This window comes from Streptomyces sp. NPDC091649 (assembly GCF_044756785.1).
Lineage (GTDB): Bacteria > Actinomycetota > Actinomycetes > Streptomycetales > Streptomycetaceae > Streptomyces.
Window position 1 is genome coordinate 144,849 of record NZ_JBIVTR010000013.1, and the last position, 17,971, is coordinate 162,819.

Consider the following 17,971-nt stretch of genomic DNA (forward strand, 5'->3'; position numbering starts at 1 on the left):
TTCGTCAAACTTGATTAGTCGTGATCCCCGGGGTGCGGAACGCCGGTGGCGTAGGGATTGACCTCACCGTCGGCGAGCAGCCCGACGAACGGGTCGCCCTCGCCGGCGAAGGTGTACGCCCCGCTCTCGATCCTGGCGATCAGGCCCCGGGTCCACTCCGCGCCGCTGTCGGCCGAGTGCACCCACAGGTTCATGATCTCGCCGATGTGGCCGAGGGATTCCGGCCCCTCCTCGGGCGTGTAGTACTCCGTGACCGACCGGCGCCACTCCTCGATGCCCTCGATCCGCTCCTTGAGCAGCGCGACCGCCTCCTCCCGGGGCAGGTCGACGATGAACCCGATCGCCGCCGAGAGGACGTCCATGTTCTGGTCGTAGGAGCGGATGGCCTCGCGCAGCAGACTGCGGCACTCCGCCAGCCCCTCCTCCGTGATCTCGTACTCGGTGCGCGGCGGGCCGCCGGCGGTGGAGGGGGCCGTCTCGTGCGCGAGGAGCAGCCCCTGCTTCGCCATCTGCTTCAGGGCGTGGTAGATCGACCCGGGCTTGGCGTTGGACCACTCGTGCGCACCCCAGTACTCCAGGTCGTTGCGGACCTGGTAGCCGTGCGCGCGGCCGTGCATGCGCACGGCGCCGAGGACCAGCAGCCGGATCGCGGACATGACACCCATCCCTTTCCCCGGGGGTCTCCCGCGCCGGAGCTCCTATTCAACTTTGACTAGGGTAAGGGCTGTCCCGCAATCCCTGGCGGGCGCACGACGACAGCTACGGCACCTCGCCGCGTTGTCGGAACATCCACAGACATCCGGTACGCGGACATCCCTTCGCCTTGCGATGCACCGCATCCGACGCCGCGCGCCGGTCCACCAGGGATTACGGGACAGCCCTCAGCCCGGCCGCTTGCGAACGGCCGGCCGGTGTGCCCTCGCACGTACGGCCGGGGCCAGCAGCGCCGCGACGAGGCATCCGGCCGCCAGCGCCACCCACACCGCGTCGTACGTGCCGAGCACGTCCCGCGCGGTGGCCCCGAGGAACGCCGAGGCGCCCGCCCCCAGCTGGTGGGCGGCGTTCGTCCAGCCGAAGACGATGGGGCCGTCCTGGCCGTACGCGCGGCGGGAGAGTTCGATGACGGGCGGCACGGTCGCGATGTCGACCAGCCCGTACACGGCCACGAACAGGAGCATCGGGGCCGTGACCTCGGAGGCGAACACCTGGGGCAGGGCGAGCAGGGTGAGCGCGCGGACCGCGAAGCAGACGGTCAGCAGGCGGCGCGGGTCGAACCGGTCGGTCAGCCAGCCGGCCAGGAGCGCACCGAGGGCGGAGAAGGCCCCGACGAGGGACAGCAGCGAGGCCGCCGCCGTGGCCCGCATGCCGTGATCGTGCGCGGCGGGGGCCCAGTTGGACCACATGATGCCGTTGGTGGACGCCCCGCAGAGGGCGAACATCCCGGCCAGGAGCCAGAACGGGCCGGTGCGCACCGCACGCGCCAGCACTCGCAGCGTGCGCGCCGCTGCCCCGGGGGCCGGAGGCGGCCCGGGAACGGACTCCGCCGCCCCGTACGGAGCGGCGCCGACGTCGGCCGGGTGGTCGCGCAGCAGCAGGAACACCAGGGCGGCGACCGCCAGGGCCACGAGAGCCAGGGTCACCACCGGCGGACGCCAGCCGAAGCGGCCGACGGACCAGGCCAGCAGGGGCAGGAAGAGCAACTGGCCCAGGTGGCTGGAGGAGCTGAGCGCACCGGTCACCAGGCCGCGCCGCCGGTCGAACCAGCGGGCGGTCACCCCGGCGGCGAACGTCATGGTCAGGCAGCCGCTGCCGAGGCCGATCAGCACCCCCCAGTACGCGACCAGGTGCCACGGCCGCGTCATCACACCGGTGAGCAGCGCTCCCGCCGCGATCAGCAGCAGCGCCCCCATGACGACCCGGCGGGCCCCGATCCGGTCCATCAGCGCCGCCGCGAACGGGGCCGTGAGGCCGAAGAGCACCATGTTCACCGAGGCGGCGAGCGCGATCTGCCCGCGCTCCCAGGCGTACTCCTCGTGCAGGGGCGTCACCAGCAGGCCCGGCACGGTGGTGAACGCGCCGGCCGTGACGATGGCCGCGCCCGCGACGGCGGCCATCAGCCAGGCACGGTGGATACGGAGCCGGCGGGAGGGCCGCGTGGACGCCGGGGCCGGGGACGAGGTGGAGGTGGAGGGAGCCATGCACGCAGCCTGGCGAGCGAGGCACGCCACCACGAGTGTCCGGATGGACCAGCTGCGCAAGGATATGGCCATGACGGTCTTCACCCACCCCGGGCGCCACCGCGTCGCCGTACTCGCCCGCGAGGCCCTGCTCCCCATCGAGCTGGGCATCGTGCACCAGCTTTTCGGCCAGGCCAGACAGGGGGCGTCGGCGGACGGCGAGCCGCTGTACCAGGTCGCCACCTGCTCCCTGACGCCCGGGGACGTCCGCACGGACGGCGACTTCACCGTGGCGGTCCCGCACGGCCCCGAGGCGCTGGCCGAGGCCGACACGGTGATCGTCCTGTCGTCGTACGAGGACTACGTCCAGGAGACGCCGGCGCTCCCGGCCCCGCTGGCGGACGCCTTCGCGCTGATCCGGCCCGGCGTCCGGGTGGCCTCCATCTGCACCGGTGCGTTCGTGCTGGCGTCGGCCGGGCTGCTCGACGGGCACACGGCCACCACCCACTGGAGGTACACGGAGCTGTTCGGCCGGCTCTTCCCGCGGGTCGAGCTGGACCCGGACGTGCTCTACACCGACGGCGGGGCCGTCCTGACCTCGGCGGGCTGCGCCTCCGGGATCGACCTGTGCCTGCACATGATCCGCCGCGACCACGGCACCGCCGTCGCGAACGACGTGGCCCGGCGCACGGTCGTGCCGCCCCACCGCGAGGGCGGCCAGGTCCAGTACATCCGGCGGCCGGTGCCCGGACGGTCGGCTCCGGGGACCTCGGCCGCCCGCGCGTGGGCGCTGCGGCGGCTCCAGGACCCGATCACGCTCGGGCAGCTGGCGGCCAGGGAGTCGATGAGCGTGCGGCACTTCACCCGGCGGTTCCGGGACGAGGTCGGCCTGACGCCGATGAACTGGCTGGCCCTGCAACGCATCGAGCTCGCCCGGGAGTTGCTGGAGGAGTCGGACATGCCCGTCGAGCAGGTGGCCGCCCGCGCCGGGCTCGGAACGGCGGCCAATCTGCGCCACCGTTTCCACGCGGCGCTGGGCGTGTCGCCGAGCGCCTACCGCACCACCTTCCGGGGGCCCGTGGGCATGCGGACGGCGGCGCCCGTCAGAACGGGAAGACCGAACGTCCGTGCTGGATCGACATCCACTTCTGCGTGGTGAACGCCTCCACCACGGCCTCGCCGTTCAGCCGCCCCACCCCGGACGTCTTCTCGCCGCCGAACGCGACCAGCGGGTCGTCCTGCACGGTGGAGTCGTTGACGTGGAACATCCCGCTGACGATGCGCCGCGCGAACCGCACCCCGCGCTCCGCGTCACGGGTGTGCACCGCGCCGCTGAGTCCGTACGGGCCGTCGTTGACGATCCGCGCGGCCTCCTCCTCGCCGTCGAACGTCATGAGGAGGGCCACCGGGCCGAGGATCTCCTGTGTCAGCAGCGGGGAGTCCTCCGCGAGACCGGTCAGGACGGTCGGCCCGACGACGTTGCCGACGGTCCGGCCCCTCACGAGCGCCGTCGCGCCGTCCGCGACCGCCCGCTCGACCAGGGCGTCCAGGGCGTCGGCCTGGAAGGCGTTGATGACAGGGCCGATCCGGGTCTCCGGGTCCCTCGGGTCCCCGGTCCTGAGGGCGGCCACCTCGGCGGTGAACCGTTCGGTGAACTCCGCCGCCACCGACCGGTCCACCAGGATGCGGTTGGCCGCCATGCTGACCTGCCCCTGGTACAGGAAGCGGCTGAAGACGGCCGCCCGGACCGCGTAGTCCACGTCGGCGTCCTCCAGCACCACCAGGGCGCTGTTCCCGCTCAGTTCGAGGATGGTCCGCTTGAAGGCGCCGGCCGCCGTGGCGGCGACGTGCCGGCCGACCCGGTCGGAGCCGGTGAACGAGATCACCTTCGGCACGGGGTGCTCGATGAACGCGTCGCCGATCTCGGCACTGTCGGTGATCAGCACGTTGAGCAGCCCGGCCGGCAGTCCCGCGTCCTCGAATATCTTCGCTATCAGCCCGCCGCCCACGACGGGCGCGTTCTGATGGGGCTTCACGACGACCGCGTTGCCGAGCGCCAGCGCGGGCGCGACGGATTTCATCGTCACCAGGAACGGGAAGTTGAAGGCGCTGATGACGCCCACGACGCCGACGGGCAGCCGGTAGAGCCGGTTCTCCCGGCCGTCCCCCACGGCGGGCAGCAGCCGCCCGGTGGGCCGCAGCGCCTGGTGGATCGCCTCGCGCAGGAACTCCGCCGCGCCATCGACCTCGTAGCGCGCCCGCAGCCGGGTGCCGCCCAGCTCGTCGATGATCGCCTCGGCGATGTCCTCGGCGCGTTCGCCGAGGATGCGGAGCGCGCGTTCGAGGACGGCGCGGCGCTCGTAGGGGTTGACGAGGGCCCACTCCTGCTGTGCCCGCTCGGCGGCCCGGTAGGCCCGGTCGACCTCCAGCGCGGTGGCCACGGTGACGGCGGCGAGTTTCTCACCGTTGTAGGGATTGAAATCGATGATGTCCCACGAGCCGCTGCCGGTCAGCCACTCGCCGTCGATGTACTGGTGGGCCAGTTCATGGAAGTAGGACATGCAATCCCTTACTGCAGGCGTTCGCAGACTCCTGATGCGACGTCATCGTACTGAGTAATCAGATTAGTTGGAGCAGACCGCGCAAAAGATCCCGGCTCTCTTCCGGTGCGGGGCTGTCCTGGGCGAGACCCGCCATGGCCTTTTCGTACTGCGCGACTTCCTCGGGCTTGTCCAGATAGAGCGCGCTCGTCAGCTGCTCCAGATAGACAATGTCCGACAGGTCGGATTCCGGGAAACGCAGCATCGTAAAAGAGCCGCTCTCGCCGGCATGACCACCGTGACTGAAGGGCATGACCTGGAGCGTGACGTTCGGCTGCTCCGACATATCGATCAGATGCCGCAGCTGGGCGCGCATGACGTCGCGTTCGCCGTACGGGCGGCGGAGTGCCGCCTCGTCGAGAACGGCGTGGAAGGCCGGGGCGCGCTCCGAGACGAGGGCCTTCTGGCGCTCCAGACGCAGCGCCACCCGGCGGTCGATCTCGGCGGGCGAGGCGCCGCGCATTCCGCGCGAGACGACCGCGTGGGCGTACTCCTCGGTCTGCAACAGACCGTGCACGAACTGGACTTCGTAGACGCGTATGAGGGAGGCGGCGCCTTCCAGACCGATGTACGTCTGGAACCACCCGGGCAGCACGTCTCCGTAACTGTGCCACCAGCCCGCCACGTTGGCCTCGCGGGCCAGGCCGAGGAGGGAGTCCCGCTCCGCCTCGTCCGCGACTCCGTAGAGCGTGAGCAGGTCCTCGACGTCCCTGGCCTTGAAGCTCACCCGTCCCAACTCCATGCGGCTGATCTTCGATTCGGAGGCCCGGATCGAGTAGCCGGCCGCCTCACGGGTGATGCCGCGCGACTCCCGCAGCCTCCTGAGCTGAGAGCCCAGGAGGATGCGCCGCACCACCGATCCACTCGACTCGCCTGCCGACACTGGTCCGACCCTCCCCATCGCTCTCCCTGGCACCCGGAGCCCCCCGGAACCCCGAGTGCCGGATTCTGCCACCAAAACGCTTCAGCCCGTACTCATTCGATTACGGAAATGTGAAGACGTCCAGAAAGCTCCGAAACTGACCTCGGGAAGAAATACCCCAGAACCACCACGGTATCGGGCAGTTCCGGCGCGTGCACGTGCATCTGCCCTTGCATCTGCCCTGCGCATTCGGAACCATGGGCGTCGCGCACCTGCGTGCTCGTGTTGTGCCGCTGTACCCCCCGCAGTACCGCTACAGGCAGTGCCGCTACAGCCGCGAATCCCGGGAGTGCCTCGTATGGGGACGAATGGATCGACGATGCTCGAGCCGTTACGGCAGGGGCTTCCCCCCACCGACCCCTCAGGGGTTGCCGGATCGGCGTCCTGCGCTCTGCCCGCGCGTTACGAAGCGGTCGGCGGGGCACGGAAGTTCACCCGGTCCACCCTGGAGCGGTGGGAGCTGGGCGACCGTTTCGACGATGTCGCCCTGGTGGTGTCCGAACTCGTCACCAACGCCCTGCGTCACGCCCTGCCCGGCGAGCCGCCCCGGGAGTTCCAGGACCCGCCGGTGCGGCTGCACCTGATGCGCTGGACCTCACGGCTGGTGTGCGCGGTGCGCGATCCCAGCCGGGAGAGCCCGGTGGCGGGCGAGGCGCCGGATTCGGCCGAGTCCGGCCGCGGACTGTTCCTGGTGGAATGCGTCAGCGACAGCTGGGGCTGGCACCCCTCGCCCGTGCCGCTCGGGGAACCGCCCTCCGGCCCGCTGTACGGCAAGGTGGTCTGGGCCCTCTTCCGCCTCCCGGAGAGCGCCAAGGCGGGTTCGTAGGGCCGCGTGCCCCGGGTCCGGCCCGGGGCACGCGTCCGGAAGATCGCGCGCGTCCCGGCCCGCCCCCGCCGGGCCCGGCGTCAGCCGCCGGTGGCCAGGTGGTCGAATTCGCCGTCCTTGACGCCGAGCAGCAGCGCCTCGATCTCCGCGGGCGTGTAGACGAGGGCGGGCCCGTCGGGGTGACGGGAGTTCCGCATCGCCACATCGCCTCCGGGCAGCCGCGCGAACTCCACACAGGAGCCCTGGGAGTTGCTGTGCCTGCTTTTCTGCCAGACGACTCCGTGAAGCTCTGTGGCCGCCATGCCGTTGTACACGTGGTGCACAGGACGCTCCCCGAGTTGCAAGGTGCAAGTGTCAACTAGCTCGGATCATAGCTCTGTTCATATGCCAATGCATGAGCAGATGCACGTGCACGGCGGGTGTTCCTTTGATTACAGGCATTCGGCAACCGATCGCGCCCTCCGGAAGAGAGACGAACGGCACGTCTCATTCGCTCCCGCTCCCCGGAGTTGAACCACACGGACCTTGGTAACGTGGCGCGGTCCTTCATCCGGGGAACAGCAAGGGGGAACTCCACGTGACCAGGTCTCTACGCACGGGCGCGATGGCCGTCGCCGCACTGGCCGCCTCACTGGCGCTGACGGCATGCGGCGGCGACGACGCGGACAAGGACGCGAAGACGGATTCCGCGGCGAGCGCGACGCCCGGGGGCGGTGACGACGGCTCCGGCGAGTCCGCCGGCAGCGGTACGGACGTCGCGGCACTGGAGGGCACCTGGGCGGGGCTGACGGACGGCAAGAACGTCACCGTGTCCGTCACCGCCCGCAAGGTCGCCCTCGTCGCCGACCGGTCGGTGTGCCAGGGCGATGTGAAGGACATGGGCGGCGAGCCGATGCTGGCGCTGAAGTGCACCGGCGGCTCCACCGACCGCACGATGGGCGCGATCGACTCCGTCGACGGCACGAAGCTGGTCGTCTCGTGGGACGGCGGCGTCAAGGACACCCTCACCAAGGCCGACCCGGGCAAGCTGCCCACCGACATGCCCTCGCTCCCGGACATGCCCGAGATCCCCGCGCCGTGAGGCCCGCCACGGCCTGAGGCCCCGCCCGCCGGGGTCCGCTCAGTCCCCGGCGAGCGTGCTGCTGACGCGGGTGGAGCCGCCGCGCTCGTCCAGAGCGCGGGTGAACTCCTCCAGCGCCTCCAGGAGCAGCGCGGCGCCCCGGCGCACGACCGGGTCGCCGATCGGCGTCGTGCCGTCCTCCGTCGGCGTGGCCATGTCCCAGTGGGCCACCGCGTCCACCACCGGCTGCCAGTCGGGCAGCCGCCGCTCCCGTACCGCCTTCGCGCCCTTCTCGGTGGCCCGGCGCAACGCCTCGGCCAGCTGGGCGGCGCCGGGCACCGGGTCGGCCGACCGGGACGGCAGGTGGGCCTCCAGGACCATGGCGGACCGGCCCAGCTGGGCCAGCGCGAGCTGGGCGTCGGTGGCGGCGGCCCGGGAGATGCCCCGGTGGCGTACGGGTTCGTGCTGGGCGGTCGCCAGCGCCTCCTGCCACGCCACCCGGGCCTCCCGGGTGGCGATCAGGGCGTCGCGGACGTCGGCGGCGTCCCGGGAGGCCGGGTCCGCGTACCGGTCGACGACCGTGGCCGCGTACCGCCCGTCCGCCATCAGCCACTCGGCCAGCCGGGTGCGCAGCCGCGGTGTCTCCCAGGCGGGGTAGACCGCGTACGAGATCATCGCGAGGAGCCCGCCGACGAGCGTCAGCACGATGCGTTCGGTGACGGTCTGGGACCAGTCGTCGCCGGCCATGCCGAGCAGGAAGACGACGTACGCGGCGACGCAGACCTGGCCGACCGCGTAGCCGGTGCGCATGAGCAGGTACATCAGCCCGGCGCAGACCACCGCGAGCAGCGCGGAGAGCCGGGCACCGGGGTGGGCGGTCTGCATGACGGCGGTGGCGAGCCCGACACCGACCAGGGTGCCGCCGAAGCGGGCCACCGAGCGGGAGTACGTCTGCGAGAACTCGGGCCGCATCACCATGACGGCGGTCATCGGGGCCCAGTAGCCGTGGCCGAACGGCACGGCCGCGCCGACGAAGTACCCGGAGACGGCGACGACCGCGATCCGGATGGCGTGGCGCAGGATCGGCGAGCCGTGGTGCAGTTCGCGGCGCATCGCGGCCAGCACCACCGGGACCAGTCTCAGCAGCGTGGGCCGGTGCCGGGTGTCCGGGGCGAGACCGGCGGGGACACCGCTGTCGGTGCCGGTGCCCTCCGCGATCTCCAGGACGTCGTCGAGCAGCGCCGCGAGCCGGTCGGAGGCCCGGCGGGCGGGGCCGACCAGGATCACGTCGTTGTCGGGGGTCTTCAGGACACCCAGGTCGGTGGCGGAGAGATGCACGGGTTCGCCGTGCCGGACGGCCCGCGCGGCGGCGTCCAGGACCGAGCCGGCGGCGCCCAGCAGCTCGTTCACCCAGAGCCGCTCCAGTCCGTCGCCGGGCACCCCCATCGCCGGGTCCGCGAGCGAGGCGAGCACCGGGCGCAGCCGCTCGGCGACGCCCCGGGCCCCGTGCAGTTCGGCGGGGCGATGGCGGGCCTGGCGGGGGGTGACGGCGGCGGCGCTGCGGGCGGTCATCAGGGGCAGCGGGTCGAAGGGGGCGACCGGGTCGTGCCGCAGCCGCCGGGCGTAGTCGGCCTCGGCGGCCAGGGCGTCGGCGAGCGCGTCGCGCTGGGCGCCCCATCTGCGGACCGGGAAGAGGACGATGAGCGCCGCCTGCACGACGCCGCCGACGGCGATCATCAGCGCGTGGACGGCGGCGTCCGCGACCGAGGTGGGCAGAGTGATCGTCACCAGCATGATCGCGACGTTGGAGGCGGCGATGATGCCGCCCGTGGGACCCGCCGCCCAGGCGAGACCGGCGAGGAAGGTCCAGGCGCCGAGCAGGCACAGGAAGAGCACGACGTGGGCGCCGCTGACATAGCCGAGGAACGTCGAGACGGCGAGGCTCGCCCCGGAGACCAGGGCGAGGACGGGGCGCGGGCGCCAGCTGCGCTGGAAGGTGGCGAGGGCCGCCTGGAACGCCCCGAAGGCGGAGCTCGCCGCGATCTCCGGGCCGAACAGCACGAGGACCGTGCCGACGACGAGGGCGAGGCCGGCCGCACCGCGCAGCGCGATGAGGGGTTCCAGCCTCTGCCGCTCGATCTCCAGCCCCGAGCGGGCGGTCTCCTTCAGCGCCCGGAGCCAGCTCATGGGCCGAGCCTAGCCGCAATTCTGGGCAAGTCGGGCCTACGCCATGATGGGTCCTCGAACTTGGGCGCGGTAAGGCGATTCTCGGCGACCGGAACGACAGTGATTCCGTACCTGGTGACAGGTCCGCGATTCCGTACCTGGTGGCGGGTTCGCCGAAGACCGCTCGCGCCCCTTCGCCACCGTGCCCGACGGCTTCGAGAGCCACCTGTGGACGGGGGACCCCCCGTCCACAGCCGGCCGCCGGTCACCGGAGCGGCGGCGACGGCCGCGTCGCGAGGCGGTCGAACGCCGGCCGCTCGGCGGCCGACGGCCCGAGCGCGCTAAGCGCGGATCTTGTAGTAGACGCTGGACCGGATGACCTTGGACCCCTGGAGGACCTGGGCCCGGAGCTGGAGCTTGTGGCCTTCGGCGAGGTTCTGGGTTTTGCGGACGCTGTAGTCCGCGGTGTGGCCGGAAGTGCTGACAGAGCGGTAGTGCTTGGGCGCTCCGGATGCCTGGACGACGGTGCCGGAGATGGCATAGCCGTCGCGGTACTGGTCCCGGACGTAGAGGGTGTCACCCTTGTTGTCGGTCGTGTAGGGGTAGGAGTCGGGGTCGGCCGCCCAGAGGACCACGCCGGCTACGGCGCCGTTGTTGCGCACCAGGATCTTCGCCGAACCGTCCGACTTGTACGAGACAGTGAAAGTGATCTTGGAGGCTGCCTGGGCGGGCGTGGCCAGGGCGGTCATGCCGGTTGCGAGAACGAGGCCCGCCGCCCCCGCTGCGACAGTCCGCTTCACGCGACGCCCCGTGCCCGTCGCCGTACGCGCCTGGCCCTGTCGGTGCCAAAAGCTCTTCATGCTTGCTCCCCATTCCGGGTTCCCCCTTGCGGGTCTCCCATTGCGGTCTCAAGGTGGGTCACGACTTGAGCACCTCTGCTGTTCCTGTCCAAGGAACTCGCCCGACGTCCACGACTCGGAACCGACGTCGAGACGCGGGCGCGACCAAGACCATTCCACTCCGGGTCGGGCCCGCCAAGAGGCATGGGGAGATATGGGGGATTGCGGGACGCTCACGCCTCTGACCTGCTGGAATGGCCATCCCATCATGCCGCTGCGGAACACCGCGGGACGGGTCGCGTCCAGGAGCCGTGCACGGAGTTCGCCCCGGTCGCGGGATTTCGCTCCGGTCGCGGGGTGGGGCGGCGACGGGCAGGGCGCCCAGGTCGAGCAGCGACGCCGTATGGCTGTCCGAGCCCGTGGCTTCCGGGTGATCGTTCTGCGTCGAGACCGTTCTGCGTCGAGAACAGAAACGATCACCCACGGCCACGGGCCTCCCGCTGCCAGGCCCCCGCCACCCGCGATCCCCAGGCGACGTGACAGCGAGTCAGTCAAGTCGGGACGGCACACCGCTCACGTCCGCGGACCCGCCGTGATCTCGCCGTCGGGTCCGCGCGGCGTGCCGCCCCGGGGCCCGCCGCCCATACGGGCCCGGTCGGCGGCCTCGGTGCCGTGCGTCCAGCCGTCCAGGTCGGTGACACCGCGGACCCGGGTGGTCGTGGTCCTCGGGAACATCCGCCCGGCGGTGTCGGTGACCGCGATGTCCCGGGCGGCCAGCACGGGCAGCAGCACGTCCCCGGCCTCCGCGCCGGCCTCTCCGCCGGTTTCCGCGCCAGCGGCGGCCGTGGCCCGCTCGGTGCCCGCGGCCAGCCGCCGGCCGAGCCGCTGGGCGTATCCCATGAGGAACGCCTGCCGGAAGGTCTTGGTCCGTTTGCGTCCCCCGGCGCGCTGCCCGGCCTCCGCCCGGGTCATCGCGGCCGTCCCCTGGACGAGCAGGGAGGTGAACAGCAGCTCGACGGCCTCCAGGTCCGGCGCGAAGCCGACGACCGTGGTGAAGCCGAGGTCGTCGTTCCACACGGCCCGGCACCGGTTCGCGGAGGCGACGGCGTCGAGCAGGATCGCCTTGGCGCTCTCGTACGGGGGCTCCACTCCGATCCGGCAGGCGCCCGGTGTCTCGCGGCTCCGCGTCCGGGCGGCGAGGAGCGCCTCGTCCACACTGTGCCGGGCCATCAGCTCCTGGGCCTTGGTGGTCAGCGCCTCGGCCTCCTCCGGGAAGCCGGTCGCCTCCGCCTTCGCCAGCAGAGCCCGGATGCGGGTGAGCATGCGGGGCTCGTCGGCGGCGGGCGGCCGGTGGAGGTGGTCGGCGGCGGCGCCCGGCGGCGGCCCCACCGGCTCGATGGCGGGCAGCCGCAGCAGCAGCCGGAACAGCTCCAGCAGGTCGCTCGCGTACCGGAAGCGGTCGGGGCTGTTGACGGGTACGGCGGGCGGGAATCCGGCGAGCTGCTGCCGCCAGCGGGGCGGCAGCTCCTTGTACCGGGCGGTCTCGGCGGCGATCAGGGTCGCGGCCAGCGCCGCCCGCCGCTCGTCCAGCTCCCGGCGGACGAACCGAACCAGGTCGGCGGGGTGCCAGCCGCGGTCCCACGCCCGGCGCACGAACTCCTCGCCGCGCCGTTGCAGCGCCTCGTCGGCGTCCGGGGCGGCGGCCAGCAGGGAGGCCCCGGCGTCCAGGGCGGCGTCGCCCTCCGTGTAGAGGGCCGCCGCGCACGCCCGGTCGATCACCGATTCCATCCGGCCAAGGGTAGGTGCACCGCCCGCACCGCCCGCGCGGCCCGCACCGCCCGCACCCGCGGCCGTCTACGGCAGCAGGACCAGCTTGCCCCGGACGTGGCCGCCCTCGCTGAGGGAGTGGGCGCTCGCGGCGTCGGCGAGCGGGAAGACCTGGGCGATCTCCACGCGCAGCTCGCCGCTCTCCGCCAGCCGGGCGTGCTCGGCCAGGCGCTCGGCGGAGGGTCCGCCGCCGCCGGAGGAGAAGGCGACGCCCAGTTCGGCCGCGTTCCCGTCCGCGATGGTGACGATCCGGTCGGTCGTGCCGCCGCGCAGTTCGATGGAGGCGGGCAGCGCACCGCGCCCCGACGCGTCGAAGACCGCGTCCACCCCCTCCGGGGCCAGCTCCCGCACCCGCTCGACCAGCCCGTTCCCGTACGCCACCGGGATCGCGCCCAGCACCCGCAGATAGTCGTGGTTGGCCGGGGACGCGGTGCCGATGACGGTCGCGCCGCGGGCCGTCGCGAGCTGTACGGCGACGGAGCCGACGCCGCCGCCCGCCCCGTGCAGGAGCAGTGTCTCGCCCTCGGCCAGAGCCAGTTCGTCCAGGACCCGGGAGGCGGTGCCGGTCGAGACGGGCAGCGCGGCGGCCTCCTCCCAGGACAGGCCCTCCGGCTTGCGGGCGAGGGCGGCGGTCTCGGCCAGCGCCTCGGTGGCGTAGGAGCCGGTGGCGCTCCAGCCGAGGACGTCGTCGCCGGGGGCGAACTCCGTGACGCCCTCCCCCGCCTCCAGGACCACCCCGGCGAACTCGGCGCCGGGCGTGGCGGGCAGCGGGGTGGGGAACGCGTCCTCCATCCAGCCGTTCCGGATCTTGTGGTCGAGCGGATTCACGCCGGCCGCGCGCACGGCGACCCGGACCTGGCCGGGGCCGGGGCGTGGCGGGTCGAGACGCGCCAGGTGCAGGACGCCGGGGCCGCCGAACTCCTCGTACACGATCGCTTCCATGGGGTGATCCTCACGGCTGCGGGGACGGGCGGCCAGTCGGCGCCCCGGCGCGGGCCGGCTTCCCGGGCTCCCGCCGGGCCGGGTGTCCGGGAGGCCCGGGGCGGTTGCGTCCGCAGCTCAGGGGCGGCGCGGCCACGCGTCCGGGGGCAGTGCGGCCGCAGGTCCGGGGTGATGCGGCCGTGGGTCGGGGGCGGCCCGGCCGTGGGTCCGGGTGATGCGGCCGTGGATCCGGGGCGGCCCGGCCATGGATCCGGGGTGATGTCAGTGGCGGGTGCCAGACTCGCACCCATGACCGAACGGTGGGCGGTGGCGGCTGCGGACGGGGGCGGGGCGCTGCTCGCGCCGCTGGCCCGGGACGGCATGCCCGCCGGGCCGGTCCTCGCCGAGCCCGACCTCGTCGAGGCGGTCCGCTCCCGGCCCGATGTGGTGCGCTGGGTGTGGCGGTCGACCGCCGAGGTCTACCCCCGGCTGCTGGCCGCCGGAGTCCGGGTCGAGCGGTGTTACGACATCGAGTGCGCCGAGCTGCTGCTGCTCGGGCACGCGGGGCGGCTCGGTGAGCCCCGGTCCGCCGCAGCCGCGCTGGCCCGGCTGGACGGCGCGCCGGTGCCCCCGGACCCGCCCGCCCGGTCCGCCGAACCGGGTGCGCAGTCCTCCCTCTTCGAGCCGTCGTCGGGCCCCGGCGTGCCGTTCGAGGGGCTGCTGCGGGTCTACGCGGACCAGGTGCGCCGCCACGGCACGGCGGAACACCCGGACCGGATGCGCCTGCTGACCGCGTCGGAGTCGGCGGGGATGCTCGTGGCCGCCGAGATGCACCGGGCCGGGGTGCCCTGGCGCGCCGACGTCCACCGGGAGGTGCTGAACGGACTCCTGGGCGAGCGGTACGCGGGCGGCGGCGAGCCCCGCAGACTCGCCGAACTGGCGGACGAGGTGTCGGCGGCCTTCGGCCGAAGGGTCCGCCCCGACCTGCCCGCCGATGTGGTGAAGGCGTTCGCGCAGGCGGGGATTCCGGTGAAGTCGACCCGGCGGTGGGAGCTGGAGGAGCTGGACCACCCGGCGGTCGAGCCGCTGATCGCGTACAAGAAGCTGTACCGGATCTGGACCGCGCACGGCTGGTCCTGGCTCCAGGACTGGGTGCGCGAGGGCCGCTTCCGCCCGGAGTACCAGCCGGGCGGCACGGTCAGCGGCCGCTGGACGACCAACGGCGGCGGGGCCCTCCAGATCCCCAAGGTGATACGCCAGGCCGTCGTCGCCGACGAGGGATGGCGGCTGGTGGTCGCGGACGCCGACCAGATGGAGCCCCGGGTGCTGGCGGCGATCTCCCGCGACCGGGGTCTGATGGAGGTGGCCGGCCACGACGGCGACCTCTACAAGGCGCTGTCCGACCGGGCGTTCCGGGGTGACCGCGAGCACGCCAAGCTGGCGCTGCTCGGCGCGATCTACGGCCAGACGTCCGGGGACGGCCTGAAGAACCTGGCCGCACTGCGGCGCCGGTTCCCGCTCGCCGTCGCCTATGTGGACGACGCGGCGCGGGCGGGCGAGGAGGGGCGCGTGGTGCGGACCTGGCTGGGCCGGACCAGCCCGCCGGTGGCGCTGGCGGGCCAGGACGAGGAGGCGGGCATCCCTCAGGAAGGCCCCGAGGGAGCCGGTTCCGCGTCCGACGGCGGACTGGCGCGGGCCCGCGGGCGCTTCACCCGGAACTTCGTGGTGCAGGGCAGTGCGGCCGACTGGGCGCTGCTGCTCCTGGCCGCGCTGCGCAGGACGCTCTTCGAGCAGGGGCTGCGGGCGCAGTTGGTGTTCTTCCAGCACGACGAGGTGATCGTGCACTGCCCGGCCGGGGAGGCCGCCGCCGTCACGGAGGCGGTCCGCGCGGCGGGCGAGCTGGCCGGGCGGACCGCCTTCGGCCGGACGCCGGTGCGGTTCCCCTTCACCACGGCGGTGGTGGAGCGGTACGCGGACGCCAAGTGACCGGACGGACGAACGTGGGGAGGCCCAACGGCCGACGAACCGGAGTGACGGCCTCTGCCTCTGCTACTGCTACTGCTACTGCTACTGCTGAAGCTTCAGCCATTCCGGGCTGGTGGCGAGGGCGGTGAGCTGGTCCATGGTGAGCGCGGGCTCCGGACGGGTGGCGGGTGTCGACTGCGCGCCCGAGTTGAAGGCCGAGACGACGACCCGCATGCCGTCGGGGCGCATCGTGTCGGCCGACCACCAGAGGACTCCGGCCCCGCCCTTCTCGCCGGGCCTCTTCGAGGTCGCGAGCAAAGTGCCGTCGGGCAGGGTGGTCGCCTCGCCGTACAGATCGCCGGCGGCGTCCCGCATATCGGGCTGCACATTGATCTGCACGAGGGAACGGCCCTCGCCGTCGTCGACGACGACCGAGGCGAACTCGCCGCCGCTGTCCGTCTTCTCCACGACCGGGAGCCCCTCGGGCAGCAGCCGCAGGAAGGTCGGCATCAGCAGCGTGTAGTCGAGCGAGGGCGCCGGGTTCCCCCTGTCCAGGGACGTGGACGACGACGGTCCCGGTACCGGCTTATCGGAGCGCGGGCCGTCCTTGGCGGCGTCCGTGGGCACGGCCGTCGGCGTGGCGGTGGGTGTGGCGGTGGGAGTGGTGGTGGGCGTGGCGGTGGGTGCAGCGGTGGCCGACGGCGCGGCCGGGCCGCTGCTCGCGACGTTTGCCGCGTGGTCGGGGCGATCCAGCAGCCCGGCCGCGACCGCGCCGCCGCCCCCCACCAGAGCCAGGGCCAGCACGCTGCCCGCCACCGCGGCGGTTCGGCGCCGGCGCACGGTCCGCCGGCCGCGTTCGAGCGCTCCGTCCACCACCGTGGTGGAGCCGGTCAGGTCGAAGGTCTCCCCGGTCCGGCGGAGTTCCTCGCTGAGTTCGTCTTCAAAGGGCATGGGGAACCACCACTTCTCGTTCCGGTTGCTCGGCAGATGACGGCCCCCTCCGGGGGGGCCGGTTGGGCTGATGCCCGGAGGTCAGCGCGCGGCGAACTCCGCGATGCTGCCGCCCAGCAGTTCACGCAGCCGTCCGAGCGCCCGCACACAGCGGGTCCGCACGGCGGCGGAACTGACCTCGAGGACGGCGGCGGTCTCCTCGATGCTGCGGTCCTCCCAGTACCGCAGCACCACGACCGCCCGGTCCTTGGGAGCCAGCTGGGCCAGGGCCCGGAGCAGCGTCATCCGCAGCGCCGGGTCGTCGGTGTCGGCCGGAGGGCCCTCGGGCAGTTCGGCCAGGGGGCGTTCGCCGGCGGAGCGGCGTCGCCGGTGGGTCAAAAAGGCCCGCACGAGCACGGTCTGGGCGTACGCCGCCGGGTTGTCGATACGTCGGGCCCGGCCCCACAGGACGTACATGCGGCTCAGCGTCTCCTGCACCAGGTCCTCGGCGAGGTGCACATCGCCGCTGGTCAGCAGGCAGGCCGAGCGGAACAGATGGCCCGCCCGGCCGGCTGCGAACACCTTGAACTCCTCGGTGCGCGACGCCCTCATGCTCTCCCCCGTCGGTCCGTCCGTTCCGCCCTTCCCCCTGTACGACGCGTCGGGGGCGGGGAAATGTTTCGGACGGTCCGCGAGAACTTCGCGCGGAGCACGGGAAGGCGCCCCGTTCACGCGCCGGACGGCGTGAACGGGGCGCGGGCGGTGGTGCGCGCTCGCTGTCTCCGCGTCTACCCGCGTTCCCACAACGCGGGGACGTTCGGCGGCTCCCAGCCCGACATGGCCAGGTGCGCCTGCAGACAGCGGTAGGCGACCCCGCCGTAGGTCACGCGGTCACCCGCGCGGTAGGAGGTGCCGGACGACCAGCTGGTCCCCGGCTCGGTGGGAGGGTCGGTGGGCGGATCGGTCGGGCCGGGCGTCTGGGCGACGTCGAGCACGAAGTCGAAGGTGCCCTGGCGCCCGTTCCCGGCGCTGCGGACGTTCATCAGCAGCTCCGGGTCGAACAGGGCGTCGGTGTTGTTGCGCGGCTCGTTCGGGAAGTACAGCTGCGTGGTCAGGATGCGTCCCCCGGGCGCCTGCGCCTTCACGTGGAGGTGGCGCGTACGCCCCGGATAGAGGCCCGGCACGACGGTGGTGAGGCTGAACGACCCGTCCGCCCCGGTGAACTGGTGCCCCCGGAAGGCGAACCGGGCCATGTCGTAGGACCCGTTGGTGTCGGCCTGCCAGAAGTCGAGCAGGGCCCCGGGGATGGGGCGGCAGGCCCGGCCGAAGACGTAGCCGCTCACGGTGAGCGGCACGCCGGGGGTGCCCGGGGTCACCAGGCTGGTGCGGCGCGGTGAGTTGGGCTTGAAGTACGGCCCCTCCATCTGCGGCGGCGTCGGGTCGTCGCCGTCGTCGCACTCCGGGGTGGGGGCCAGCGGTCCGTTCCCGGTGGAGGCGGCGTCCCGGGCGAGTGCGACGCCCCCTCCGGCGAGCAGGGGCGCCGCACTCGCGACGAGCGCGGCCTTCAGGAGGCCCTTGCGGCTGATCCGCCGGCGGTCACCCGACGCCTCGTCGGTCGCGTCCGGGTCAGGGGGGTTCGCGTTGTCCATCTGTGGGGTCATGACAGTTCCTCGGAGTCCTCGGTGCGGGGAGGCGGAGAGGTTCAGGAGGTTCGGTGGCGCCGGGCGGTCGTCGTGAC

At 73.0% G+C, this 17,971-nt stretch carries 16 protein-coding genes; 4 read left to right on the forward strand and 12 right to left on the reverse strand.

All coding sequences use genetic code 11. From position 1 onward, the window contains the following. Positions 1-14: 14 nt before the first annotated feature. Both ACIQMU_RS22195 and ACIQMU_RS22200 read right to left on the reverse strand, forming a co-directional pair. Complete coding sequence (locus ACIQMU_RS22195; RefSeq protein WP_402689517.1) at positions 15-656, reverse strand: PadR family transcriptional regulator; 642 nt, start codon at positions 654-656, stop codon at positions 15-17. Positions 657-881: 225 nt separating this feature from the next. Beyond that, entirely contained in the window at positions 882-2,198 is a 1,317-nt protein-coding gene (locus ACIQMU_RS22200; protein ID WP_352242803.1) for an MFS transporter, read from the reverse strand. A 64-nt stretch (positions 2,199-2,262) separates the two neighbouring features. Here ACIQMU_RS22200 and ACIQMU_RS22205 point away from each other — a divergent pair, with 64 nt between their 5' ends. Next, on the forward strand, positions 2,263-3,336 hold the full coding sequence (locus tag ACIQMU_RS22205) for a helix-turn-helix domain-containing protein (protein ID WP_352242841.1): 1,074 nt from the start codon (positions 2,263-2,265) through the stop codon (positions 3,334-3,336). On the opposite strand, the gene ACIQMU_RS22210 is transcribed toward ACIQMU_RS22205, so the two are convergent. Together ACIQMU_RS22210 and ACIQMU_RS22215 are read right to left on the reverse strand one after the other, a co-directional pair. Beyond that, entirely contained in the window at positions 3,281-4,738 is a 1,458-nt protein-coding gene (locus ACIQMU_RS22210) for an aldehyde dehydrogenase family protein (protein WP_352242804.1), read from the reverse strand. The genes ACIQMU_RS22205 and ACIQMU_RS22210 overlap by 56 nt on opposite strands. 58 nt (positions 4,739-4,796) lie before the next feature. Beyond that, a complete protein-coding gene (locus tag ACIQMU_RS22215) occupies positions 4,797-5,660 on the reverse strand; it encodes a helix-turn-helix transcriptional regulator (protein ID WP_352242805.1) in 864 nt (287 codons plus the stop codon). A gap of 358 nt (positions 5,661-6,018) precedes the next feature. Between ACIQMU_RS22215 and ACIQMU_RS22220 the strand changes: the two genes are divergently transcribed. After that, complete coding sequence (locus ACIQMU_RS22220; RefSeq protein WP_352242806.1) at positions 6,019-6,525, forward strand: ATP-binding protein; 507 nt, start codon at positions 6,019-6,021, stop codon at positions 6,523-6,525. Between the two features lie 80 nt (positions 6,526-6,605). On the opposite strand, the gene ACIQMU_RS22225 is transcribed toward ACIQMU_RS22220, so the two are convergent. Then, positions 6,606-6,848, reverse strand: coding sequence for a DUF397 domain-containing protein (locus ACIQMU_RS22225; RefSeq protein WP_352242807.1), 243 nt, complete (start codon positions 6,846-6,848; stop codon positions 6,606-6,608). A gap of 254 nt (positions 6,849-7,102) precedes the next feature. Here ACIQMU_RS22225 and ACIQMU_RS22230 point away from each other — a divergent pair, with 254 nt between their 5' ends. Further along, the gene (locus ACIQMU_RS22230; RefSeq protein ID WP_352242808.1) at positions 7,103-7,606 is read left to right on the forward strand and encodes a hypothetical protein; all 504 of its coding nucleotides are present in this window, start codon (positions 7,103-7,105) and stop codon (positions 7,604-7,606) included. Between the two features lie 39 nt (positions 7,607-7,645). Here the strand turns inward: ACIQMU_RS22230 and ACIQMU_RS22235 are convergent, their stop codons facing one another. The 4 genes from ACIQMU_RS22235 to ACIQMU_RS22250 all read right to left on the reverse strand — a co-directional run bounded on the left by ACIQMU_RS22235 (position 7,646) and on the right by ACIQMU_RS22250 (position 13,359). Then, positions 7,646-9,772, reverse strand: coding sequence for an FUSC family protein (locus tag ACIQMU_RS22235; protein WP_352242809.1), 2,127 nt, complete (start codon positions 9,770-9,772; stop codon positions 7,646-7,648). Positions 9,773-10,092: 320 nt separating this feature from the next. Continuing rightward, positions 10,093-10,551 carry a hypothetical protein gene (locus ACIQMU_RS22240; protein WP_352242810.1) on the reverse strand — a complete coding sequence of 153 codons (459 nt, stop codon included), beginning with the start codon at positions 10,549-10,551 and terminating at the stop codon, positions 10,093-10,095. A gap of 612 nt (positions 10,552-11,163) precedes the next feature. After that, positions 11,164-12,378, reverse strand: a complete 1,215-nt coding sequence (locus tag ACIQMU_RS22245) for a DUF2786 domain-containing protein (RefSeq protein WP_402689518.1) — start codon at positions 12,376-12,378, stop codon at positions 11,164-11,166. A gap of 66 nt (positions 12,379-12,444) precedes the next feature. After that, positions 12,445-13,359, reverse strand: coding sequence for an NADP-dependent oxidoreductase (locus tag ACIQMU_RS22250; protein WP_402689519.1), 915 nt, complete (start codon positions 13,357-13,359; stop codon positions 12,445-12,447). Between the two features lie 288 nt (positions 13,360-13,647). Between ACIQMU_RS22250 and ACIQMU_RS22255 the strand changes: the two genes are divergently transcribed. Continuing rightward, positions 13,648-15,324 (forward strand): bifunctional 3'-5' exonuclease/DNA polymerase, encoded by a 1,677-nt coding sequence (locus ACIQMU_RS22255; RefSeq protein ID WP_352242813.1) that lies wholly within the window; start codon positions 13,648-13,650, stop codon positions 15,322-15,324. A gap of 81 nt (positions 15,325-15,405) precedes the next feature. Here the strand turns inward: ACIQMU_RS22255 and ACIQMU_RS22260 are convergent, their stop codons facing one another. The 3 genes from ACIQMU_RS22260 to ACIQMU_RS22270 all read right to left on the reverse strand — a co-directional run bounded on the left by ACIQMU_RS22260 (position 15,406) and on the right by ACIQMU_RS22270 (position 17,882). Then, positions 15,406-16,254: a hypothetical protein gene (locus ACIQMU_RS22260; protein ID WP_402689520.1), complete on the reverse strand. Its 849-nt coding sequence runs from the start codon at positions 16,252-16,254 to the stop codon at positions 15,406-15,408. A gap of 81 nt (positions 16,255-16,335) precedes the next feature. Beyond that, positions 16,336-16,845, reverse strand: a complete 510-nt coding sequence (locus ACIQMU_RS22265) for a SigE family RNA polymerase sigma factor (RefSeq protein ID WP_352242815.1) — start codon at positions 16,843-16,845, stop codon at positions 16,336-16,338. Between the two features lie 176 nt (positions 16,846-17,021). Next, the gene (locus tag ACIQMU_RS22270; protein WP_352242842.1) at positions 17,022-17,882 is read right to left on the reverse strand and encodes a carbohydrate-binding protein; all 861 of its coding nucleotides are present in this window, start codon (positions 17,880-17,882) and stop codon (positions 17,022-17,024) included. Positions 17,883-17,971 lie beyond the last annotated feature (89 nt).